This window comes from Nonomuraea sp. NPDC050383, assembly GCF_044459125.1.
Lineage (GTDB): Bacteria > Actinomycetota > Actinomycetes > Streptosporangiales > Streptosporangiaceae > Nonomuraea.
Window position 1 is genome coordinate 71,387 of record NZ_JBITIP010000014.1, and the last position, 22,949, is coordinate 94,335.

The 22,949-nt window shown below is 74.0% G+C and carries 19 protein-coding genes; 9 read left to right on the forward strand and 10 right to left on the reverse strand.

The features are described 5' to 3' along the window. Positions 1 to 46: 46 nt before the first annotated feature. Positions 47 to 997, reverse strand: coding sequence for a Ppx/GppA phosphatase family protein (locus ACIBG4_RS30115; protein ID WP_310709972.1), 951 nt, complete (start codon positions 995 to 997; stop codon positions 47 to 49). A 102-nt stretch (positions 998 to 1,099) separates the two neighbouring features. On the opposite strand from ACIBG4_RS30115, the gene ACIBG4_RS30120 reads away from it, so the two are divergent. Beyond that, the gene (locus ACIBG4_RS30120; protein WP_355452791.1) at positions 1,100 to 2,233 is read left to right on the forward strand and encodes a UDP-N-acetylglucosamine--N-acetylmuramyl-(pentapeptide) pyrophosphoryl-undecaprenol N-acetylglucosamine transferase; all 1,134 of its coding nucleotides are present in this window, start codon (positions 1,100 to 1,102) and stop codon (positions 2,231 to 2,233) included. 96 nt (positions 2,234 to 2,329) lie between these two features. Here ACIBG4_RS30120 and ACIBG4_RS30125 read toward each other — a convergent pair whose 3' ends face one another. Further along, the gene (locus tag ACIBG4_RS30125) at positions 2,330 to 3,217 is read right to left on the reverse strand and encodes a hypothetical protein (RefSeq protein WP_397204684.1); all 888 of its coding nucleotides are present in this window, start codon (positions 3,215 to 3,217) and stop codon (positions 2,330 to 2,332) included. A gap of 170 nt (positions 3,218 to 3,387) precedes the next feature. Here ACIBG4_RS30125 and ACIBG4_RS30130 point away from each other — a divergent pair, with 170 nt between their 5' ends. Then, positions 3,388 to 4,353, forward strand: coding sequence for a transglycosylase SLT domain-containing protein (locus ACIBG4_RS30130; RefSeq protein WP_397204685.1), 966 nt, complete (start codon positions 3,388 to 3,390; stop codon positions 4,351 to 4,353). Here ACIBG4_RS30130 and ACIBG4_RS30135 read toward each other — a convergent pair. Further along, positions 4,337 to 5,833, reverse strand: a complete 1,497-nt coding sequence (locus ACIBG4_RS30135; RefSeq protein WP_397204686.1) for a hypothetical protein — start codon at positions 5,831 to 5,833, stop codon at positions 4,337 to 4,339. The two genes, ACIBG4_RS30130 and ACIBG4_RS30135, sit on opposite strands and share 17 nt — an antisense overlap. Positions 5,834 to 5,988: 155 nt before the next feature. On the opposite strand from ACIBG4_RS30135, the gene ACIBG4_RS30140 reads away from it, so the two are divergent. Further along, positions 5,989 to 6,645, forward strand: a complete 657-nt coding sequence (locus tag ACIBG4_RS30140) for a response regulator transcription factor (RefSeq protein WP_397204687.1) — start codon at positions 5,989 to 5,991, stop codon at positions 6,643 to 6,645. Further along, the gene (locus ACIBG4_RS30145; protein ID WP_397204688.1) at positions 6,642 to 7,790 is read left to right on the forward strand and encodes a sensor histidine kinase; all 1,149 of its coding nucleotides are present in this window, start codon (positions 6,642 to 6,644) and stop codon (positions 7,788 to 7,790) included. The genes ACIBG4_RS30140 and ACIBG4_RS30145 overlap by 4 nt, the downstream gene beginning before the upstream one ends. 21 nt (positions 7,791 to 7,811) lie before the next feature. Here the strand turns inward: ACIBG4_RS30145 and ACIBG4_RS30150 are convergent, their stop codons facing one another. After that, complete coding sequence (locus ACIBG4_RS30150; RefSeq protein WP_355438787.1) at positions 7,812 to 9,668, reverse strand: propionyl-CoA synthetase; 1,857 nt, start codon at positions 9,666 to 9,668, stop codon at positions 7,812 to 7,814. 59 nt (positions 9,669 to 9,727) lie between these two features. Continuing rightward, positions 9,728 to 10,636, reverse strand: a complete 909-nt coding sequence (locus ACIBG4_RS30155) for a cation diffusion facilitator family transporter (RefSeq protein WP_310709985.1) — start codon at positions 10,634 to 10,636, stop codon at positions 9,728 to 9,730. A gap of 101 nt (positions 10,637 to 10,737) precedes the next feature. Here ACIBG4_RS30155 and ACIBG4_RS30160 point away from each other — a divergent pair, with 101 nt between their 5' ends. From ACIBG4_RS30160 to ACIBG4_RS30170, 3 genes are all read left to right on the forward strand, one after another. Next, positions 10,738 to 11,385 (forward strand): hypothetical protein, encoded by a 648-nt coding sequence (locus tag ACIBG4_RS30160; protein ID WP_397204689.1) that lies wholly within the window; start codon positions 10,738 to 10,740, stop codon positions 11,383 to 11,385. A 188-nt stretch (positions 11,386 to 11,573) separates the two neighbouring features. Then, positions 11,574 to 12,686 (forward strand): hypothetical protein, encoded by a 1,113-nt coding sequence (locus ACIBG4_RS30165; protein ID WP_397204690.1) that lies wholly within the window; start codon positions 11,574 to 11,576, stop codon positions 12,684 to 12,686. Between the two features lie 52 nt (positions 12,687 to 12,738). Next, positions 12,739 to 13,272, forward strand: a complete 534-nt coding sequence (locus ACIBG4_RS30170) for a hypothetical protein (RefSeq protein WP_310709990.1) — start codon at positions 12,739 to 12,741, stop codon at positions 13,270 to 13,272. Between the two features lie 13 nt (positions 13,273 to 13,285). Here the strand turns inward: ACIBG4_RS30170 and ACIBG4_RS30175 are convergent, their stop codons facing one another. The 4 genes from ACIBG4_RS30175 to ACIBG4_RS30190 form a co-directional block, all read right to left on the reverse strand. Next, entirely contained in the window at positions 13,286 to 16,087 is a 2,802-nt protein-coding gene (locus tag ACIBG4_RS30175; RefSeq protein WP_397204691.1) for an FAD-binding and (Fe-S)-binding domain-containing protein, read from the reverse strand. Positions 16,088 to 16,137: 50 nt separating this feature from the next. Beyond that, positions 16,138 to 16,998 (reverse strand): fumarylacetoacetate hydrolase family protein, encoded by an 861-nt coding sequence (locus ACIBG4_RS30180; RefSeq protein WP_397204692.1) that lies wholly within the window; start codon positions 16,996 to 16,998, stop codon positions 16,138 to 16,140. Between the two features lie 122 nt (positions 16,999 to 17,120). Next, entirely contained in the window at positions 17,121 to 17,918 is a 798-nt protein-coding gene (locus ACIBG4_RS30185; protein ID WP_397204693.1) for an IclR family transcriptional regulator, read from the reverse strand. A gap of 110 nt (positions 17,919 to 18,028) precedes the next feature. Next, positions 18,029 to 18,823: a class I SAM-dependent methyltransferase gene (locus tag ACIBG4_RS30190; protein WP_397204694.1), complete on the reverse strand. Its 795-nt coding sequence runs from the start codon at positions 18,821 to 18,823 to the stop codon at positions 18,029 to 18,031. 272 nt (positions 18,824 to 19,095) lie between these two features. On the opposite strand from ACIBG4_RS30190, the gene ACIBG4_RS30195 reads away from it, so the two are divergent. Continuing rightward, positions 19,096 to 19,443, forward strand: coding sequence for an MmcQ/YjbR family DNA-binding protein (locus ACIBG4_RS30195; RefSeq protein ID WP_397204695.1), 348 nt, complete (start codon positions 19,096 to 19,098; stop codon positions 19,441 to 19,443). Positions 19,444 to 19,483: 40 nt separating this feature from the next. Here ACIBG4_RS30195 and ACIBG4_RS30200 read toward each other — a convergent pair whose 3' ends face one another. After that, the gene (locus tag ACIBG4_RS30200) at positions 19,484 to 20,527 is read right to left on the reverse strand and encodes a hypothetical protein (protein ID WP_397204696.1); all 1,044 of its coding nucleotides are present in this window, start codon (positions 20,525 to 20,527) and stop codon (positions 19,484 to 19,486) included. Between the two features lie 133 nt (positions 20,528 to 20,660). Between ACIBG4_RS30200 and ACIBG4_RS30205 the strand changes: the two genes are divergently transcribed. Next, a complete protein-coding gene (locus ACIBG4_RS30205; protein WP_397204697.1) occupies positions 20,661 to 22,949 on the forward strand; it encodes a transglycosylase domain-containing protein in 2,289 nt (762 codons plus the stop codon).

Consider the following 22,949-nt stretch of genomic DNA (forward strand, 5'->3'; position numbering starts at 1 on the left):
CGACGACGTCCTGCTCCCTCTCGTCCGGCCTCGGGAACGCCGCAGGTCAGGAGGGCGGGAGCTCCCGGCGGCTGGGGAGATGGTCCAGGCGGCGCAGGATGACCCCCTCGCGCAGCGCCCACGGGCAGACCTCCAGGCGCTCGACCTCGAACAGGTCCATCGCCGCGTCGGCGACCAGCGCCCCGGCGGCCAGCTGAGCGGCGCGGCCCGGCGACACGCCCGGCAGCGCGGCCCGCGAGGCCGTGTCCATGGTCGTCAGCTTGCCCGCCCAGTGGGCCAGATCCTGACGCGACAGCGAGCGCGAGACGTAGGGCCCCTCGCTGGACGGGGCCGTCCCCGCCACCCTGGCGAGCTGCTTGAAGGTCTTGGAGGTCGCCACCGCGCAGGTGGACTCGCCGTGCCGGACCACGTCGCGGACCGTGCGGGCGATCTCCGCGCGGACGTGCCGGCGCAGCGCGCGCACCTCCTCCGGCGGCGGCGGGTCGGCGGTGAACCAGTCACGCGTCAGCCGGCCGGCGCCCAGCGGCAGCGACACGGCCACGTCCGGCTCCTCGTCCACGCCCGCGGCGATCTCCAGCGAGCCGCCGCCGATGTCGAAGGCCAGCAGCCGCCCCGACGACCAGCCGAACCAGCGCCGCACCGCCAGGAACGTCAGCCGGGCCTCGTCGCGGCCGGACAGCACCTCGATGTCCACCCCGCAGCGCTCGTCGATGCGGGCCAGCACCTGCTCGCCGTTCGCGGCCTCGCGCACCGCCGACGTCGCGAACGCCACGAAGTCCTCGACGCCCTTGTCCTCCGCCAGTTGCAGGGCCTCCTCCACGAACGCGCCGAGCAGCTCGATGCCCTCGGCCGACAGCTCGTTGCGCTCGTCGAGGTGCTCGGTCAGGCGCAGCTCCTCCTTGTGGGAGTAGGCGGGGATGGGCCGGGCGCCTCGGTGGGCGTCGACGACGAGTAAATGGACGGTGTTCGAGCCGATGTCCAGCACGCCGAGTCGCATGTGCATGACGCTACCGGCCTGCGGCGCGCGGAGCGACGCCGCCCCCGCGCGGACGCGGGGGTGAAAGTACGGGTTCCGCCCGGACGGCCATACGCTGATCGCATGTCACGAACCCTGCGACTGTTGATCACCGGCGGCGGCACCGGAGGTCACACCTATCCCGCCCTGACGACCCTGACGGCCGTGCAGCGCCGCCAGGTGCCGCACGACGTGCTCTGGGTGGGCACCGCCAACGGGCTGGAAGCCAGGATCACCGCCGAGCACGGCATCCCGTTCAAGGCGATCACCACGGGAAAGCTGCGCCGCCGGCCCAACCTGCGTGAGCTCGGCACGAACATCGCCGACGTGTTCCGCATCCCGGTCGGCGTGGCCCAGGCGATCGGGCACGCGGCCCGCTACCTGCCCGACGTGGTGCTCTCGACCGGCGGGTACGTGGCGGTGCCGATCGGCGTGGCGGCCAAGCTGATCCGCCGGCCGCTGGTCATGCACGAGCAGACCACGGTCGTGGGCCTGGCCAACCGGATCCTGGCCCGGCTGGCGACGCGGATCGCGCTGTCGCACGAGTCGTCGCTGGAGTACCTGCCGGCCTCCGCGCGAGGCAGGGCCGTGGTGACCGGCAACCCGATCCGGCCGGAGCTGCTGCAGGGCAAGCGGGCCGCCGCGTACGACCTGTTCGGGCTGACGTTCGAGGTGCCGCTGATCTACGTGACGGGCGGCGCGCAGGGCAGCAGGCAGATCAACACGCTGCTCGCCGAGATCCTGCCCCGGCTGCTGCCGCACGCGCAGGTGGTGCACCAGTGCGGGCCGGCCTGGATCGAGGAGATGCGGGCCGTCGAGCTGCCGCCGGAGCTGGCCGAGCGCTACCACCCGGTGCCGTACGTGGGCTCGGAGCTGGCCGACCTGTTCGCCGCGGCCGACGTGGTGATCTCGCGCAGCGGCGCCGGGACGGTGTCGGAGCTGACGGCCATCGGCAAGCCGTCGGTCCTGGTCCCGCTCATCCCGACGGGCGGCGACGAGCAGCGCAAGAACGCCGGCTACCTGATGTCGGCCGGCGCGGCGCGGGCACTGCTGGAGCCGCACCCGACGGCCGACATGCTGCTGGCGGAGCTCATGCCGCTGCTGGCCGACCCCGAGCTGCGCGCGGGCATGGCCGAGGCGTCGCGCAAGCTGGGCCGCGTGGACGCGGCGGACGCGCTGTGCGACGTGCTGCTGGAGACGGCCCACTGGCACGCCTGACGCCGCCGGCCTGACAGGCCGTGTCCCTGGGGTGCGGGTCTCACCACGGGTCCGGGTCCGGGGGCCGGGGTGCGGGGTCGGGGTGCGGGGGTCGGGTCAGCCTTCCAGGTAGCGGAAGGCCTCGTGGGCGGAGCTGACGCTGCGGCGTAAGACGCTTTCGAGCTGATCGGCGTCCTGGGCGAGACGCTCGATCTCCGGGACGGACAACGCGTCGGCGCCCGACTCGGCCAGCAGCTCCTCGTAGCGCGGCAGGCGCGCCCGCAGCTCCTCGATCTGCTCGCGCGCGTGGTAGGCGCGCTCGGCGTCGGCGACGTGACGGGCGTAGCGTTCCAGCGCCTCGACGCGCGCGACCACCGCCGCCTCGCTGGTGGCGAGCGCCCGCTCCAGCGGCTCCACCACGGCCGCGACCTCGGGGGCGACGCCCCGGCCCAGCAGCTCCCGGTGCTCGGAGCGCAGCGCCGACAGCTTGGCGAGCAGCCGGGCGATCTCCCACTCCTGCTCGGGCAGCAGCACCCCGTTGCGCGCGCCGTCGAGCAGCCCCTCGGCGTTGACGTGGGAGCGCAGCACGCCGCCGATGGCCTGCTGGGCGCGGGCCAGCACCGCGCGGGCCTCCTCGTCGAAGTCGACGGGCAGCAGGAACCGGCCGTGGTGCAGGCGCGCCTGCTCGTACACGCCGCGCTCGTACGGCCGGTCGTACTCCGGCAGCTCGCCCATGGTCGTGGTCTTGATGAGGACGACCAGCATGAACGCGCCGAGCAGCACGAAACCGGCGGGCGCGGCCGGGGTGTCCAGCAGCCAGGCCATCAGCCCGAGCACCACGGGCGTGGCGGCGAGCAGCGCCACGCTGGAGGGGCTGCGGCGGCGCGGAGCGGGCGCGGAGACGGGCGGAACCCAGCCCGACCTGATGCGGGTCAGCAGGGGGGCGTTGGCGCGCAGCATTCCGGCGATCTCCGGGGGTACTCCCGGCTCGACGACCACACCCACGCTCAGCCTTGGCACCCTGGCGCCCCCAACGCTCGTGATGTCCGGATACTACGGAACATTCCGCCCGAATGTCAGCCTCGCGAAGGACAGTCCAAGCGAACCCCCCGTGCTCATCCCGCCCGGCGTCGCGTCACGCCGCGGCGATCATCCGGGCGCTACCGTAGGACGTTATGAGATCCGCCCACGTCATGATCGCGGCACCTCTCGTCGTCGTCCTCGCCGGTTGCGCCGGCGTGGCGGACGGGGCGGCGGCGCCCCGTCCGCCGGCCCAGAGCGCCACCCGGCAGGCTCCCCCGGGCGCCACCCCCGAGCCGGCGGCGCCGGGCACCGGCCGGGAGCGGGGGGACGACCCGCCCGCCGCGGCGGGCGCCGACGTGCCCGCACCCGACGCGAGCATCCCCACCGACCCGGCCGAGCTGGCCGCCGCCCTGGAGAAGACCAGCACCGCCCTGTACGCCGCGATCGACCGCTGGACCCGCTCCGGCCAGGAGCGCCCGCCCCAGGACGTCGTGCTGCTCTCCCTGCACCAGCAGCGCGTCTACCGGGTGCTGGCCCGCGACGCCGCGCTGGCCCGGCGCACGGCCGAGCGGCTGCCGGCGCGGCTGGCCGCCGAGGCGCGCGACAACGCCAAGGCCGTCGGCAGCCTCCTGTCGCTGGCCCGCCCCATCAGCGCCGCCCGCCGCAAGCAGATGCGCCTGACCGAGCCGCTGCCCGCCGAGCGGCTGCGCGGCTACATGACGCGGGCCGAGAAGCGGTTCGGCGTCGAGTGGGAGGTGCTGGCGGCGGTCATGCTCGTGGAGACGAAGTTCGGCCGGGTCACCTCGTCCAGCTCGGCCGGGGCCCAGGGGCCGATGCAGTTCATGCCGGCCACGTGGGGGCAGTACGGGCTGGGCGGCGACGTGCACGACGCGCGCGACGCGGTGCTCGGCGCGGCCAACTACCTGAAGGCGTCGGGCGCTCCGGGCGACTACCGGCGCGCGCTGTTCGCCTACAACCACTCCGGCAACTACGTGGACGCGGTCCTCGCGCACGCCCGGCAGATGCGGCGCGACCCGCGCAGCTTCTACGCGTACTACAACTGGCAGGTGTTCGTGCTGTCCGCCAAGGGCGACGTCCGCCTCACCGGCCCCCGCTGAGCCGCCGCCTCCGCCTCTTCCGGAGAGTCCTGAGGGTCCGGAGGGTCCGGGCCGTCCGGGTCACCGCCAGCGCGGCGGCGACGCAGGCCACCGGGACGGCGGGCAGCACGTAGCGGTGGTCGAAGTCGAGCGCGGCCACCGGGGCGACCAGCAGGAACACCGCGAACGCCCAGGGCAGGACCGCCGGGCGGCGCTCCGCCTCTTCCCGACCGGCCGCACCGGGAGCGGTCCGCCTGAGGCGGCCCTCCCCCAGGCCGGCCGCCCCGAGGCCGCCCGCCACCAGGACGACGCCGAAGACCGTGCCGTGCAGGAACCACGGATAGCGGTAGGCGGCCAGGACGGAGGCGTACGGCTCGACGGAGCTCATGCCGTGGATGTCCGTGTCGTACTCCCGGCGGACCTGACCGACCAGCGGCTGCCGCTCCGGCAGCGGCCAGGAGCCGCGCGGGAAGGACGTCGTCGGGTTCATCCGCCGGGGATGGCGCACGGGCTCCCAGGTGAAGGCGAGCGCCGTGTCGCGGGCCACCTCCCGCAGGTAGTCGAGCGGCTGGGCGGCGATGGCGCGCAGCGCGAAGGAGCGGGCCAGGTCGTTGTGGGAGAACCGGTCGCCGGGCAGCCGGTTCAGCGACGCGCCGGGGGCCCACACGTACTCGGAGGCGGCGTCGGCCACGGTGCCGTTCGGGCAGAGCACGGCTTCCTCCGGCGGCGGCTGGATCAGCGAGCAGTCGGCGAACGTCATCGTACGGGCCCACAGCGCGACGCCGTCGGAGCCGCTGAGCGCGAACCTGCCGTGGTGCTGGGCGTACCAGCCGGCGTACGCGACCAGCGGCAGGGTCCCGGCGACGGCCGCCGCGGCGACCCGCCTCCAGCCCGCCCGCCGGAGGAGGAGGTGGAGGACGACGACGCCGAGCAGCGGGGCCGCGGCCGTGCGGGTGAGGCCGGCCAGGGCGATGAGCAGGCCGGCGAGGGCGGCGGCGCGCGTGGAGACCTCCTCGCGCCACATCACCACGAGCAGCGCCGCCACCAGCAGGAAGATCACCTGCAGGTCGGACAGGATCGCGTGCTCCAGCCGCAGGAACGACGGGTCGAACAGCACCGGAGCGGCGGCCAGGGTGGCGCCCCACCCGGGCACCGACCGGCGGCGCAGCAGCGCGTAGATCATCACGCCCACGCCGAGACCCATCGCGTGCTGCACGCCGGCGATCAGCTCCACGCTGTGGAAGGGCCGCAGCAGCCACAGGAACCACGAGTACCCGGCCGGATGGAAGGCGCCCGGCGGGCGCATGTGCACGGCCGTGTCCAGGTAGGTGAACGAGTCGTACCAGTACAGCTGCGCGGTGTCGTAGCCCAGCATGACGAGCACCCGGAGCGCGGCGGCCGGGATGAGGGCGAGGCAGAAGAGGAGATGTCCCTGGCGCCGCCCGCTGACGGGCGCTCCGGGCACGCGCGAGCGAAGGGACGCCGCCAACGCGGTCGCCATGGATGTCCTCCCCGTGGACGGACCGGGCGGATCCGGCCATAGGGAAGGCAGTCCAGCGGGCGGGCGCTAACGTGAGGATCACCGAATTCGGTTATGCCCGCGTTACGCCCGTTGGGCGATACTTCCGGGGTTTTCGCGTCACATGGGGGCAACAGGTGCGTGTTCTGATCGCCGAGGACGAGCGGATGCTCGCCGACTCGATCGCGGAGGGGTTACGCGGGGAGGCGCTGGCGGTGGACGTCGCCTACGACGGTGACGCCGCGCTGGAGCGGCTGGGCGTGCACGACTACGACGTGCTCATCCTCGACCGGGACCTGCCGCTGGTGCACGGCGACGACGTGTGCTCGCGCGTGGTCCAGGGGGGCTGGCTGGTGCGGGTGCTCATGCTCACCGCCGCGGGCGACGTGCGCTCGCGCGTGGCCGGGCTGTCGCTGGGCGCCGACGACTACCTGCCCAAGCCGTTCGCGTTCGAGGAGCTGGTGGCGCGGGTGCACGCGCTCGGCCGCCGCGCCAGGAAGGCCGACCCGCCGATGCTGGAGCGGGCCGGCGTGCGGCTGGACTGGGCGCACCGGCAGGTGTTCCGCGGGGGCAGGTACGTGCCGCTGGCGCGCAAGGAGTTCGGGGTGCTGGCCGAGCTGCTGCGCGCCGGGGGTGCCGTCGTCTCCGCCGAGGAGCTGCTGGAGAAGGTGTGGGACGAGAACATCGACCCGTTCACCAACACCGTCCGCACGACGATGATGAAGCTGCGCAAGAAGCTGGGCGAGCCCCAGGTCATCGAGACCGTGCCGGGAGCGGGGTACCGCATCCCATGAGCATGCGCCTGCGTTTCGCCCTGGCCTGCGCCGGGGTCACGGCCCTGCTGTCCGCGCTCGTGGTGACGGGCGTCTACCTGACCGTGCGGCAGAGCCTGGAGTACCGCAACGGCCTGATCACGCCCAGGTACATCAACGTGCAGGGCGGCCGGGGGTTCTACCGGTTCGACGACTACTACGAGGTGGCCCGTGACCGGGTCATGCAGGTCCGCTCCGTCTACGAGCGCGACACCCTGGCCAACGTGCGCACGATCGGCGCGCTGGCCGCGCTCGCCGCCGCGGGCGCCGCGTTCGCCGGTGGCTGGCGGGCCGCCGGCTGGGTGCTGCGGCCGTTGACCGCGGTCACCGAGAACGCGCGCCGGGTCGCGCAGAACCACGACCTGACCGAGCGCATCGCGTACGAGGGCCCGCACGACGAGCTGAAGGAGCTGACCGACACCTACGACACCATGCTCGGCCGGCTGGCCCGCTCCTTCGACGGCCAGCGGCGCTTCGTCGCCAACGCCTCCCACGAGCTGCGCACCCCGCTGACCATCAACCGGACGCTGGTGGACGTGGCGGTGCGCCGCCCCGACGCCACCGACGACGTCAAGCGGCTCGGCGAGTCGCTGCTGCTCGTCAACGCCCGCCACGAGCGGCTCATCGACGGGCTGCTGGCACTGGCCGAGGGCGAGCAGGCGGTGCTGGACCGGCGGCCGTTCGACCTGACGGACGTGGCCGAGCACGTGCTGGACCTGGCGGCCGACGAGGCGGCCGAGCGCGAGGTGACGATCCACCGGCTGCTCGACAGCGCGCCGACCACGGGCGAGGCGGTGCTGGTGGAGCGGCTGGTGCAGAACCTCGTGGAGAACGCCATCCGGCACAACCACCCCAAGGGCGAGGTGTGGGTGACGACGCGGCAGCGGGCCGAGCGGGTCGAGCTGGTGGTGGCCAACACGGGCCTGCAGGTGCCGTCGTACGAGATCGAGACGATCTTCGAGCCGTTCCGGCGGCTGCACGGCGACCGGCTGCGCTCGGACCGGGGCAGCGGCCTGGGGCTGTCGATCGTGCGGGTGATCTCGGAGGCGCACCGGGGCACGGTGGTGGCCCGGCCGCGCGACGAGGGCGGCCTGACCATCACGGTCGAGCTGCCGTCGGAGCCCTGACGGTTCCTTCCGGGGGCCCGGTCAGAGGGCGCCGGAGATCTCGTCCAGCGCGGCCGGGTCCTCGATCGTGGAGGGCGCGCGGTAGGGGCGCCCGGCCGCGATGTCGCGCATGGTGCCCCGCAGGATCTTGCCGGAGCGGGTCTTGGGCAGGCGGCCGACCACCACGGTCCTGCGGAAGGCGGCGACCGGGCCGATGCGCTCGCGCACCAGGGCGGCGACCTCTCGCTCGACGTCGGCCGGGTCACGGTCCGCGCCCGCCTTGAGCACCACGAACCCGACCGGCAGCTCCCCCTTGAGGTCGTCGGCCACGCCGATCACCGCGCACTCGGCCACGTCCGGGTGGGAGGCGATGACCTCCTCCATCTGCCCGGTCGACAGGCGGTGGCCGGCGACGTTGATGACGTCGTCGATGCGCCCCATGACGAACAGGTAGCCGTCCTCGTCGACGTAGCCGCCGTCGCCGGTCAGGTAGTGGCCGGGGTAGCGGGACAGGTACGACTCGGCGAAGCGGGCGTCGTCGTGGTAGAGGGTCGGCAGCGTGCCGGGCGGCAGGGGCAGGCGGAGGGTGACCGCGCCCTCCACGCCGGGCGGGCACTCCTCGCCGGCGGGGTCGAGGATGCGCACGTCGTAGCCGGGGACGGGCTTGGTCGGCGAGCCCGGCTTGACGGGCAGCAGGCCGAGGCCCGCGCAGTTGGCCGCGATGGGCCAGCCGGTCTCGGTCTGCCACCAGTGGTCGATGACGGGGACGCCCAGCAGGCCGGAGGCCCAGTGGTAGGTGTTCGGGTCGAGCCGCTCTCCGGCCAGGAAGAGATACCGCAGACTCGACAGATCCCATTTTTTGGCGAAATCCCCGGTGGGGTCTTCCTTCTTGATCGCCCGGATCGCGGTCGGCGCGGTGAACAGGGTCCGCACCCCGTGCGTGGCCACCACCCGCCAGAACGCGCCCGGGTCGGGCGTGCCGACCGGCTTGCCCTCGTACAGCACGGTCGTGCAGCCCGCCAGCAGCGGCGCGTACACGATGTAGGAGTGCCCGACGACCCAGCCGACGTCGGAGGCGGCCCAGAACACCTCGCCGGGCGCGGCGCCGAACACGTTGCCCATGCTCCAGTGCAGCGCGACGGCATGACCGCCGTTGTCGCGCACGACGCCCTTGGGGGCGCCGGTGGTGCCGGAGGTGTAGAGGACGTACAGCGGGTCGGTCGCGGCGACGCTCACGCAGCCGGCGGGCTCGGCGTCGCGCACGGTGGCGGCCCAGTCGAGGTCGCGTCCCTCGGTCAGGGTGGCGGGCTCCTGGGGACGCCGCAGGATCACGCAGTGGGCCGGCCGGTGCTCCGCCCGCTCCAGCGCGGCGTCCAGCAGCGGCTTGTACGCGACCACGCGGGACGGCTCGATGCCGCACGAGGCCGACAGCACCACGACCGGGCGGGCGTGGTCGATGCGGACGGCCAGCTCAGCGGCGGCGAACCCGCCGAACACCACGGAGTGGACGGCGCCGAGCCGCGCGCAGGCCAGCATCGCGATCACGGCCTCGGGCACCATCGGCATGTAGACGACCACGGTGTCGCCGGCGCCGACGCCGAGGTCGCGCAGCATCCCGGCGGTCCGCGCCACCTCGTCGAGCAGCTCGGCGTAGGTGTAGGCGCGCACGGCGCCGGTGACGGGGCTGTCGTGGATCAGCGCCGTGCGGTCGCCGTGGCCGGCCAGGACGTGCCGGTCCACGGCGTTGAAGCAGGTGTTGAGCCGCCCGTCGGGGAACCACCGGCCGTCGCGGAAGACGGTCGCGGGCGGCACGTCCCAGTCGACGCCCGCGGCGGCCTCCGCCCAGAAGCCCTCGGGGTCGTCGATGCTGCGCCGGTAGACGGCGTCGTAAGCGCTCACCCTTCGATCAGATCAGCGCGCGGACGCCCGGCGCAACCCCCCGGCCGGGGCGCCGGCGGTCAGGAGGGGGCCGCCGGCTGCAGGTAGATCGTGGTGGCGAGCGGGACCCGGTCGCGGATGCGCCGCTCGGTGTCGGCCAGGGCCCGCGACGCCTCATTCACGCCCTGCTCGGCGGGCATGATCACGCGGGCGGCGACGAGCACGTCGTCGGGCCCGAGGTGCAGCGTCCGCAGCTCGGTGAACGACCGGATCGAGGGGTCGCTGTGCAGGACGTCCTCGATCGCGCCCAGCACCGCGGGCGAGGCGGCCTCACCGATGATCATGCTCTTGGTCTCCCGCGCCAGCGTGAACGACACGATGACCAGGAGCAGGCCGATCGCCACCGACCCCATGCCGTCGAACGCGGTGTTGCCGGTGACGAGCGACAGCGTCACGCCGGCGAGCGCGAACGCCAGCCCGGCCAGCGCCGCGGTGTCCTCCAGCAGCACCACGGGCAGCTCGGGGGCCTTGGCCTCCTTGACGAACCGGGCCCACGACCGCCCGGCGCGCACCTCGTTGGAGTGCCGTACGGCCGTGCGCAGGGACAGCCCCTCCATGACGATCGCCACCAGCAGGACGCCGATGGCCCAGGGCCAGCTCTCCAGCGGATGCGGGTGGATGATCTTCTCGTACCCCTCGTACAGGGCGAACAGGCCACCGCCGAAGAACAGCACCACGGACACCAGGAAGCCGTAGAAGTAACGAACGGCCCCGTAGCCGAACGGGTGCGCCCGGCTGGGCTTGTGCGCCGACTGCCTGCGGCCCAGCATCAGCAGCAACTGGTTGCCGGAGTCCGCGGTGGAGTGGATGCCCTCCGCCAGCATCGCCGACGAGCCCGTGAAGAAGAACGCCACGAACTTGGACACCGCTATCCCGACGTTCGCGGCCAGCGCCGCGAGTGTCGCCTCTTCTGATCCGTCCCTGCTCACGGTCGCCGCCTACCCGCCCGCGCGAGGATCTACCATGGCCCCGGCGCGAATCCGGGTCCGGCAGGTTCGATGGCGGGTTCGATGGCAGGGAAGGCGGCGTCATGGGTGCGGAGAGCCGGATCGAGCGGGCGAGGGAGCTCTACGAGGACGCCGTCTTCCGGGACGACGCCGGCGCCCTCGCCGAGGCGGACCGGGAGCTCGACGCGGTCGAGGCGGACCTCGCGCTGGCGCGCGGCCGGATCGCGCACGCGCGGTACCTGCGGGACCGTGAGGAGGACCCTGACGAGCTGCCGCTGTTCCGGCGGGCCGCCGAGCTGCGCCGCTCGCTCGGCGACGCGCGCGGCGAGGCCGAGGCGGTGTTCTGGCTCGGGACGTACCACCAGGTCGTACGGGGCGACCACGACGCGGCGGTGCCGCTGCTGGAGCGCTCGTACGAGCTGGCCGTGGCCGCCGGTGACGGGCTGACCGCGTCCTACGCGGCACGTCACCTGGGCATCGCCGCGCATGTCGCGGGCCGCCTGGGCGTGGCGCGGGAGCGGCTGGAGGAGTCGACGCGGCTGCGCCGGGAGGCGGGGTTCCTGGCCGGCGTCGCCGCGAACCTCGTCGGCCTGGTCCATGTCGCCGTGGACGAGGGCCGGCTCGGGGACGCCGCGGCGCTGGCCGGCGAGGCGGCCGCGCTCGCCGAGGAGAGCGGCGCCCGGGCCGTGCTGCGCCAGGTGGAGGAGGCGCGCGCCCGCCTGTCGCCGTGAGGCCCTGACCGGGTCGAGGCAGCGGACGACGGTCCTCGCGAGCCGGTCCTCGCGAGCCGGTCCGACAGTACGACGACGGCGCCGGACGGGCGCTCTGCCGCTTTCCGGCAGGGACGGCGTCATCCGTCCGGCGGTTCGGATGCGGGGCGGTGGCCGCAGCGGGCCACGGGTCCGTCAGGATGAGTGCCGTGGCCACCAACGACGACGACACGCTGCCCCTCCAGCCGCCGGTCCGGCTGCCCTCCGAGACCGAGCTGGCCGCGGCCGTACGGACGACTCCGCTGGCGGCGGCGCTGCTGCGCGCGGCGGAGCCGGCGGACGGGACCGGTACCGGCGACGAGCCGCTTCCCGCCGGGGACCCGGAGACCGGGAAGCTGCTCGACGAGGCTGCCGGGGCCCGGGTGGCCGGGGTACTGCGGGAGGGGGACGATCGGCGGGTGCTCCAGACGTGGGCCGAGGTGTGCCGGGACGTCGTCACCCGGGAGGAGCAGGTGTTCCTGGTGCTGGCCCGCATGTTCATGCGGCGCGAGCGGCTGGCCGGCCCGCCCGGCGTCCTGGGCGCGCTGGGGCTGGTCCGGCGGCCCGGACAGGATGGGCAGCCCGCCGTGACCGGCAGGCGGGGACGCAGGGCGGAGAGCGGCCCGGCCGACGCGGAGCCGTACGTGCTCAGTCCCCTGGGGTCCTGGGCGGCGAGGGGCCTGATCAGCGAGGCGTCCGGGCAGGACATTCCCGTCATGGGAGCGTTCGCGGCGCGGGACGCCGCCGCGCTGCTGCTGGGCCTGCGCTCGTACCCGGAGCCGGAGCGGCTGGAGGAGCTCACCGGCTGGCTGGCCGGCAAGGACCGGGGCGAGGCGGCCGAGGAGGTGGGCGCCGCGCTCGCCACGGCCAGCCCGCTGAGCCGGGCCGTCGGGGTGGAGCTGCTGGCCACGGACTTCGGCGACGAGGGCAGGCGGGTGCTGGACCGGCTGATGGAGACGCCGCGGCTCGGCGCGGTGATCGCCGCGCGGCTCGGCCGCGACGAGCGTCCCTCGCCGCCGGAGGAGATCGCGTGGGCGCTGGTGGACATGGCGGCGACGCTGCTGGAGTTCGGCGGCGAGACGGACGAGGTGATCGCCTCGATCGCGATGGGGATGGACGCGGAGGAGCAGGCCGCGACCCTCGCGCTGTTCGCGCTGGGCGACCATCCGTGGACGGCCCAGGTGCTCCGGGTCTTCATCGACCACCACCCGGACGAGCGCGTCTCCGCCGCCGCCCGCAAGGCCCTGCGCCGCCTGCACGGCCTGGCCTCCGTCCGCGGCTAGGCGTCGTACGGCGGGCGCGGACCGGGGCGGGCCGCGGGTAGAGTCGGCGGCGATGACGAAGCACACGATCACTCCCCCCGCCGCCGCCATCCTGGGTGAGGCCCACGTCTGCGACTGCGGCGAGCAGCTGCCCACCCGCATGAGCGCCGAGGTGCACGCCGCCGAGACCGGGCAGTGCACCGTCTGCCTGGGGTCCGCGGAGGAGCAGGTGGCACCGGGGTTCGCGCCGGGCCTGACCCGGGGCTGCACGTCGTGCGCCGCCACCGGCCGGCGGCGCGAGCAGGTCATCTGGCAGCTCGCCCACACCGAGGCCGAGCAGCTCATCACGATGAGCGTCGTCCGGGACGTCGTGGCGGGCTTCGACGGGCCGTTCCACCTGTCGGAGGTCGCCGACGCGGTCCGCGCCGGGCTGGGCGTCCAGGCGGGCCGCCTCCCGGTGGGGCCGAGGGTGCGCGACCTGCTGCTGGCCCTCCAGGCCGACGGCGAGATCACCATGCTGTCGGCCCCCGACGAGCTGCTGGCCGGCACCGACGTGGTCCTCTACCGCGACCCCCGGTGGCAGCGCGCCCGCACCCTCGGGATGTGACCGGGCGGCTGCGTCATGACGTGACCTGGTCGAGAAGCTCGATGAGGTGCTGGTAGGGCTTCCCGGTGGCGCGGGTCAGGCCCAGCTCGCAGGTGCGGTTGACGGAGGCGTGGGCGGTGAAGTCGCCGCTCGTCACCGAGGCGGCCTCGGCCCGGGTGGCGGAGGCGGTCAGCTCCGGGTGGAGCAGGCCGCGGTCGCCGGCGAAGGCGCAGCACTGCCAGCCGTCGGGGACGACGACCTGCTCGGCGACCGCCTCGGCGACACGGCGGATGGCCGCGTCGAGGCCGAGCCGGGTCGAGGAGCAGGTGGGGTGCAGGGCGAGCGAGGCCAGGCGGCGGCCCTCGGGCAGGCCCGGCAGCACATGGTCCGCCACGAACGTCACCGCGTCGAGCACCTGGACGGCGGGCGAGGCCGTGGCGGCGAGCCGTTCGAAGCCCTCGGTGCAGGAGGCGGCGTCGCTGACGACCGGGATGTCTCCCCCGCCGGTGGCCGCCGCGAGCGAGTCGCGGACGCGGCGGGCCATCACGTCGTGGCCTCGGGTGAAGCCCTTGGACGACCACGGCGTGCCGCAGCACAGGCTCGCTATGTCCGTGGGCACGTGCAGCCGCACGCCCGCCCGCTCGGCGAGCCTGAGCAGCGCGGCCATGACGCCCGGCCCGCCGTCCGCCGGGGCGAACAGGGTGTTCAGGCAGGACGGCACGTAGACCGCGTCGGCGCCGGCGGCGGGCGCGGCCCTGCGCCGGGTTCCGCCCTTGGGCAGGTCGCGGCTCCACTGGGGGACGGCGTCGGCCCCGGCGACCGCGCGGGCGGCCCGCGCGGTGCCCTCGACGAGCCCGGCCGGCGCGGCCCCGGCCACGTCCATCGCCAGGTCGAGGGTGCGCGTCACGGCGCCCCAGTGGTCGGCGGCGGCCTTCCAGCCCGCCTGCGCGACGCGGCCGTGCCGCTCCCCGCGCAGCCGCTTGGTGAGGTCTCCGGTGTTGATGAGGACGGGGCAGGCCGTGGCGCACATGCCGTCCACGGCACAGGTGTCGACGGCGTCGTAGCCGTACTCCTCCTCCAGCTCCCGCGCGAGGGCGTGGTCCCCGCGGGCGTGGGCGGCGGCGAGCTCGCGGCGCAGCACGATGCGCTGGCGCGGGGTGGTGGTGAGGTCGCGGCTGGGGCAGACGGGCTCGCAGTAGCCGCACTCGACGCACCGGTCGACCTCGGGCTCGACGGTGACGACGGCCTTGAGGTCGCGCAGGTGGGCCCGTGGGTCGTCGGTGAGGACGACGCCGGGGTTGAGCGTGCCGCCGGGGTCGCAGAGCCGTTTGACCTCGCGCATCACGTCGTACAGCTCGTCGCCGTACTGGCGGCGGACGAACGGCGCCATGACGCGGCCGGTGCCGTGCTCGGCCTTGAGCGTGCCGCCGCGGTCGAGGACGGCGGCGACCATGTCCTCGGTGAAGTCGGCGTAGCGCTCCAGGTCCGCGCCGAAGCGCTCGTTGAGCATGAAGTGCAGGTTGCCGTCCTTGGCGTGGCCGAAGATGACGCTGCGCTCGTAGCGGTGCTTGGCGAACAGCTCGGTCAGGTCGTCGCAGAGGTCGGCCAAGGCCGGCACGGGGACGGCGACGTCCTCCAGCAGGGCCGTCGTGCCGCTGGGGCGGGCCCCGGCGACGGAGGCGTACAGCCCCTTGCGGATGTGCCACAGCGCGGCGCGGCCGCCGGTGTCCCTGCTCAGCCGCGCCGGGGCGGCGAGCTCCAGCTCGGCGAACGCCTGCCCGGCCGCGCGCTCGTGCTCGGCCAGCAGGTCGGCGTCCGACTCCTGCCACTCCACGAGCAGCGCCGCGTGCCGGTCCACGGTCAGCGCGCGCAGGACGTCGTCGGCCCGCGGGTCGGTCTGCGCCACCCGCAGGGACTCGGCGTCCAGCAGCTCGACGGCGGCGGGGCCGGCGGCGACGAGCCGCGGCAGCGCCGCCGTCGCGGCGCGCAGCGTGGGCAGGATGAGCAGGCCGGTGGCGGCCTGGCGGTGCGCCGGGACGGTGCGCAGGACCGCTTCGGCGACGAAGGCGAGCGTGCCCTCGCTGCCGATGACCAGGTGGGCGAGGATCTGCGCGGGCGAGGTGTGGTCGAGGAAGCTGTTGAGCCCGTACCCCATGGTGTTCTTCAACGAGAACTGCCCGGTGATGCGGCGCACCGAGCCGGCGTCGCCGCGGACGCGGTCGCGCAGCCGTTCCAGGCCCTCGGCCAGCTCGGGTTCGAGCGCCCGCAGCCGGGCGTCGGCGTCGGGGGCGGCGGTGTCGACGACGGTGCCGCTGGGCAGCACCAGCACCATCGACTCCAGGGTCTGGTACGTGTTGGCGTGCGTGCCGCAGGTCATGCCGCTGGAGTTGTTGGCGACGACGCCGCCGATCGTGCACGCCGACTCGCTGGCCGGGTCGGGGCCCAGCTTGCGGCCGTACGGGGCGAGCCGGGCGTTGACCTGGCGCAGCACGGCGCCCGGCTGCACCCGCACGCGGGCGCCGCCGTCGAGCACCTCGATGTCGCGGAAGTGCCGCCGGGTGTCGACCAGCAGGTGCTCGCTGACCCCCTGCCCGCTGAGGCTGGTGCCGCCGGAGCGGAACGTCAGGGGCAGGCCCGTGCGCATCAGCGCCGCCACCTGCCCCGCGTTCTCGGGCACCAGGACGGCCTGCGGGGTGAGCAGGTAGTGGGAGGCGTCGTGGGCCATGCCCAGCCGGTCGCTCGCCCGTGACCGGGTGATCGCCGGCACGGCGTTCTCCACGGCCGCCAGGACGGCGGGGTCGGGGGCGCGCAGCCGCCGCGGTTCAGGGTCGGTCACAGTGGTGCTCATTTCCAGGGGTGGTTCTCGTCGCCGTGTCGACCGGGGTCCTATCTCGGGCCCACGACGTTCTGGCGCTGGCTGCCGAGTCCGTCGACGCCCAGCTCCATCACGTCGCCCGGCCGCAGCCAGACCTGCGGCCTGAGGCCCATGCCGACGCCCGGCGGGGTGCCGGTGTTGATGAGGTCGCCGGGCTCCAGCACCATGAACTGGCTCAGGTGATGGACGATGACGTACGGATCGAAGATCATCGTCTTGGTGGTGCCGGTCTGCCGCCGGACCCCGTTGACGTCCAGCCACATGCCGAGGTTCCTGACGTCGGCGATCTCGTCCGGGGTGACGAGCCAGGGGCCGGCCGGGTTGAAGGTCTCGGCGGACTTGCCCTTGGACCACTGGCCGCCGCGCTCCATCTGGAAGGCCCGCTCGCTGACGTCGTTGACGACGCAGTACCCGGCGATGGCGGCCGCGGCCTCCTCCACCGAGTCCAGGTACGAGGTGCGCCTGCCGATCACGATGCCCAGCTCGACCTCCCAGTCGGGCTTGGTGGACCCGCGCGGGATGCGCACGTCGTCGTACGGGCCGACGAGCGTGTTGGGCGACTTGGTGAACAGGATCGGCTCGTCCGGCACGGCCTGGCCGGTCTCGGCGCCGTGGTCGCTGTAGTTGAGGCCGATGCAGAGGATCTGGTGCGGGCGGGCGATGGGCGGGCCCACGCGCTCGCCGGCGAACTCACGGGTGTGACCCGCGGCGATCCGCTCGGCCACCGGCCCGGCCAGCAGGGCGGTGCCGCCCGCGCCGAAGAACTTCTCGTCGAAGTCGGGCGTGAGGTCGGAGACGTCGACGTAGCGGGCGTCGTCCACGCGGACGACGGGCTTCTCGGCGCCGGGCGCGCCGATGCGCATGAGGTACAAGGTGATCTCTCCGTGGGTTCAGGATCGGGACGACGGCGTCACGCGGCGCGCCTGGCCGGGCGCCGCGCGGTGGACCGGGACGGGCGCCGGGGTGGGCGTCGTTCGGTGCGCCGGGATGGGCGTCATGTGGTCCGCCGGCCGGTGACGATGGCCTGGATGGCGGGCAGGTCGTCGACGAGCCGCCGCAGCGGCGTGCGGTAGGCCAGGCCGCTGACGCTGACGGCGCCGCTGGGCACCGTGGGCGAGGTCAGGTAGGCCGGGACCGCGACGCAGTTGACGCCGGGCTCGTTCTCCTGGTCGTCCACGGCGTAGCCCCGCTCGCGGATGCGGACCAGCTCGGCGTGCAGCTCTCCGACCGTGCCGATCGAGCGCTCGGTGGGCCGTTCCAGCCGCCGGCCGGCGACCCAGCCGCGTACCGCGTCCTCGTCGCGTAGGGCGTCGGCGAGCAGCATCTTGCCGACGGCGGTGCAGTGCGCCGGGTTGCGGCCCCCCACGACCGAGGTCAGCCGCACCGCGCCGGCGGGCGGGTCGAGCTTGGAACGGTAGACGACCGAGGCGCCGTCCAGCACGGCGTAGTGCGCCGTCTCGCCGTAGCGCTCGCACAGCGCCTGGAGGACCGGGATGATCCTGACGTGGTCCGGCCGGGCCTCGTGGTGCTCGAAGGCCATCCGCAGGAACTCGTCGCCGAGCACGTAGTGGCCGTGGCTGTTCCTGGACGCGAACCCGGCGCGGCGCAGCGAGGCCAGGGCACGGTGGACGGTCGGCTTGGGGCTGGCCACGGCGCGCGCCATCTCCTCCAGGGCGATCCCGTCGGGATGCCGGGCCAGCTCGGCCAGCACCGCCAGCACGCGATCGGCCCCGACGAGCCGGGGCTCGGCGTCGCTCGCCGCGTCGGCGAGGCCGGTCACCACGTCGGACATATTCCGGATGTTAGACCATCGTTCCGAAATCTGGAAGCTCGCCCCCGAACCGCCGCCCCCGCCCGGCGCTCGAATCAGTGGGGCTGCGGCGAGTCGGGGGTGGCGGTGGGTCAGGCGCGGCAGAGGATCTCGCCGTGCAGGACGGACAGCCAGCCGTCCTCGGCCGCCGCCCACTCGCGCCACCCGTCGGACATGCGATGCAGGTCGTCGCGGGTGGCGGCGCCGGTGGCCAGGGCCTGGTCGGCCATGGCGGAGCTGAGGATGCGCTCCGCCCACATGCCGCCCCACCACGCGCGGTCCTCCGGCGTGGCGAAGCACCAGGTGGACGAGGTGGCCGTCACGTCCTCGAACCCGGCCGCCCGCGCCCACGACAGCAGCCGCCGCCCGGCGTCCGGCTCGCCGCCGTTGCCCCGCGCGACCCGCTGGTAGAGGGCCATCCAGTCGTCGAGCGCCGGCACCCGGGGGTACCAGGTGAAGGCCGCGTAGTCACTGTCGCGCGCCGCCACGAACCCGGTGGGCTTGGCCACGCGCCGCATCTCGCGCAGCGCCTGCACCGGGTCGCCCACGTGCTGGAGCACCTGGTGGGCGTGGACGACGCAGAACGTGTCGTCCGGGAAGTCCAGCGCGTGCACGTCGGTCACGGCGAAGCCGGCGTTGGCGACGCCGCGGGCGGCCAGCTCCGCCTTGGTGATCTCCAGCGCCTCGGGGGTCACCTCGGACGCGGTCACGTGCCCCACCCTGGACGCCAGGTCGGCGGTGATGGTTCCCGGCCCGCTGCCCACGTCGAGCACCGTCATGTGCGGCTTCAGCCACGGCAGCAGGTACGCCGCCGAGTTCTCGGCGGTGCGCCACCGGTGCGAGCGCAGCACGGACTCGTGGTGGCCGTGCGTGTATACGGCGTCCATCAGAACTCCTTCGTCCCCGTCCGGCCCCATGACCGGCCCGACGCGACAACCGTAGCGGCTGTCTCATGATGAGAGAAGATTCGTCTCGTCATACGAGATTTCGGCGGGATGGCGGCACCCCGGCCGCCCCCTCCGGTCCTGTCCGGCCGTCGCGGCGGTCCGCCGGCGTCGGGGCGGGTGGATCGACGGCTGTATTGACGGGTGGATCGACGGGTGGATCGACGGGTGGATCGACGGGTGGATCGTCGGTGGGGGTCGCTAGGGTGGGCGGCATGGTGACGGTCGAGGATGTACGGCGGCTCGCGTCCACCCTGCCCCGGTCGTCGGAGCACCTCATCAGGGATCGGGTGAAGTTCCGGGTGGGGTCGATCGTCTACGTCGCGTTCTCGCGTGACGAGACCGTGATGGGTTTCGCGTTCCCCAAGGAGGAGCGAGAGGCGCTGGTGGCCGCCGAGCCGGACACGTTCATGATGCCGGACGAGCGCGACCTGCGATATCACTGGGTGCTCGTCCGGATGGCGGCCATCGACCTCGACGAGATGCGCGAGCTGGTCGTCGAGGCGTGGCGGATGGTCGTGCCGAAGAAGGTCTACGCCGCGTACGCGGCCGGTGTCCGCTGACCCCGCGCGCTCCCCCGTACGGCCGCCCGCGGGGAGGGCTTCAGCGCAGGCCGCGGTACAGGTCCGCGGTCAGGCGCGTGACGCGGCGCACCGAGGAGCTCCACGTGCCGCCCGCCGGGTGCGCCGTCAGGACCGCGAGCACGTACCTGTCGTCCTTGCCCGCCAGGCCGGTCGTGTGCAGGACCGGCCGTCCCAGGTCCGGCACCCCGGAGCCGCGGGCGCGCAGCGGCCCGGCTGAGGTCGAAGCGTCCCGCGCCACGGCCGGGGCCCCCAGCGCCGCGGCCGGGACCGAGGCCGGCGCCCCCTGCGCCGCGGCCGAGTCCGGCCCGCCCAGGGTCACGGCCGAGGCCGACGGGGCGTGGGTCGCCGGGGGTGCTGACGAGGCGGCGCAGCGTACGGGCGGCACCGACCCGAAGCCCGACCAGCCCTGCTTGACCGCCCACGGCCGGGGCACGGCACGCGGGATGCCGAAGTACTGGTCGAAGCCGTCGCTGCCGCACGGCGTGGCGGCCCGCAGGTGACCGAGGATCGTGTCGCGGACCCGCGGCGCGGCCCGGTCGAGCAGGTAACGGTAGACGCGGACCACGTCGTACGCGCTGAGCGAGGTGTAGCCCCAGAAGCCGGGCTTGGAGGCGGGCGGCGGAGCCGTGTCGGACAGCCCGAGGCGGCGCGCCTGCCGCGTGATGACGGCGCCCTTGCCGGCCCGGTCCCACAGCGTCGAGGCGGCGTCGTCGTCGCTGGAGCGCAGCATGATCTTGAGCAGGCGGGCGTCGGCCGGCGCGACGGTCCTGCGGGACTCCAGGTAGTCGATGGCGAGCAGGATCTTCACCACCGAGGCCGAGCGGAACGCCCGGTGGGCGTTCCTGGTGGCCACGATCCGCCCCGTGCCGCCGGCCTTCCGGTCGAACACCACCCAGGCGGCGGTGGTCCCGGCCGGCACCACGGGCGGCACCACCGACGTACGGGACACCGCAAGAGCGGCGGACACGGAGGGGACGGCGGAGGCGGCGGCGGGCGGGGCCGACACGCAGCCCGCGGCGAGGGGGACGGCCGCCGCCACGGCGGCCCACGGCTTGATGCGCATCCGCCATACCTACCAGAACCGCCGCAACCACCGAAGATCGCGGCCCACGAGCTGCGTTGATATCAGGTTCCGTATGACGCGGCCGGTGGCGCAGTCTTGGACAGGCGGAGCCGGTTGTGGTCGGATGACCGCCATGCCCCAAGAGAACACCACGCGGAGCCATGCCCGGCTGACAGGCCTCGTCCGCCTGACCGGTGCGGCGGTGGCCGCAGGCGTCCTGGTCGCGGCCATCGCGCTGCCCGCCGTGGGCGGCTCCGGCGCGGTGGTGGTCTCGGCGGCCGAGGAGCTCGGCCTGCGGCCGATGGAGCTGGAGGAGCCGCCGCTGCCGCAGGCGTCCACGGTGTACGACGCCAAGGGCGGCCGGATCGCCCAGTTCTTCGCCCAGGACCGCAAGGTGGTGCGGCTGGACCAGATCTCCGAGATCATGCGCAAGGCGATCGTCGCCATCGAGGACGACCGCTTCTACCAGCACGGCGCGATCGACATCGAGGGCACCGTGCGTGCCCTGGCCAAGAACCTCAGCTCCGGCGGCGTGAGCCAGGGCGGCTCCAGCATCACCCAGCAGTACGTCAAGCAGGTGCTGCTCAACTCGGCCGACACCGAGGAGGGCAAGGAGAAGGCGCTGGAGGCCAGCTACGCCCGCAAGCTCAACGAGCTGCGCTACGCCATGGGCGTGGAGGAGAAGTACACCAAGGACGAGATCCTGGCCAAGTACCTCAACATCGCCTACTTCGGGGCGGGCGCGAACGGCGTGGAGGCGGCGGCCCGGCGCTTCTTCGGCGTGTCCGCGGCCCGGCTGAACCTGTCGCAGGCGGCGACCCTGGCCGGCGCCGTCCAGAACCCGAACCTCACCGACCCGGCCACCGGTGCGAAGGCGCGCAAGCTGCTGCTGGAGCGGCGCAACACGGTGCTCGGCCGGATGGCGGAGCTCGGCGTGATCACGCCCGAGCAGGCGGCGGAGGCCAAGACGGCCAAGCTCGGTTACAAGGGCATCCGCCAGCCCAACGGCTGCCAGGCCAGCTCGTATCCGTACTTCTGCGAGTACGTCCGGTACGAGCTGCTGACCAACAAGGCGTTCGGCAAGACGCAGCGCGCCCGCGAGGAGGCGTTCCGCCGGGGCGGCCTGCGGATCACCACCAGCCTCGACCCCAAGGCGCAGGCCGCCGCGGACAAGGCCGTCAAGAAGTACGTGCACGCCTCCGACCGGGCGCTGGCCTCGGAGGCGCTGGTCCAGCCCGGCACCGGCATGATCAGGGCCATGGCGGCCAGCAGGCCGTTCGGCAGCGACGCCAAGAAGAACGAGATCTCGTACAACCCGGTGGCCGACGTGCGGCACGGCGGGCTGATCGGGTTCCAGGCGGGCTCGACGTTCAAGACGTTCACGCTCCTCACGGCGCTCAAGCAGGGCATGAAGATCGGCGACGGCATCAGCGTCGGCGGGTCCTACTCCGCGCCCTCCGCGTCCTCCTTCAAGGACTGCAAGGGCAACTCCATGGGCATCCCGTCGTGGCCGGTGACCAACGACGAGGGCACGGGCGGGTTCAAGACGCTGGCCACCGGCACGTGGGGGTCCGTCAACACGTTCTTCGTGGCGCTGGAGCAGCGGGTCGGCCTGTGCGAGACCGTGCAGACGGCCAAGTCGCTGGGCATCCGGCGGGCCGACGGCAAGGACCTGCACGAGGTCGAGACGTTCACGCTCGGCATCAACGAGATGGACCCGGTGACGGTGGCGTCCGCCTACGCGGGCATCGCCGCCCGGGGCAAGTACTGCGCGCCGCTGGCCATCACCAAGGTCACCGACGTCGCCACCGGCCGGTCCACCTCGTACGCGCCGCAGTGCCGGCAGGCGCTGGACGCGGGCGTGGCCGACGCGGCGGCGAACGTGCTGTCCGGCGTGTTCACCCAGGGCACGATGCGCGGCGTCGGCGGCATCGGCCGGCCCGCGGCCGGCAAGACGGGCACCACCGACGGGTACGCCAGCGCGTGGTTCGCCGGGTTCACGCCGGACCTCGCGGGCGCGGTGAGCATCGGCGACCCGCGCGGCTCGCAGCGGTACAAGCTGACCGGGATCACCATCGGCGGCCAGTACTTCGGCTCGATCCAGGGCGCCTCCGTGCCCGGCCCGATCTGGAAGGACACCATGATGGCGGCCCTGAAGGGGACGCCGGCGACGCCGTTCACGCCGGTGGACACGGCCCGCTTCGGCGGCTGCGGCTCCTCCTGCGCGCCGGTCCGCGAGCAGGCCCCGGACGACGACCAGGAGCCCGCGGACGACGACGGGGTCATCGACGACACCCAGATCGCGGACCTGCCCGGGGGCGGCACGGCCGGGCCCGGCAGCGAGGGCGAGACCGGCACCGAGGAGGAGACCGGCACCGGGCCCGAGCCCGGGGTGGTGCTCAGCCCCGACCCCCGGGGGTAG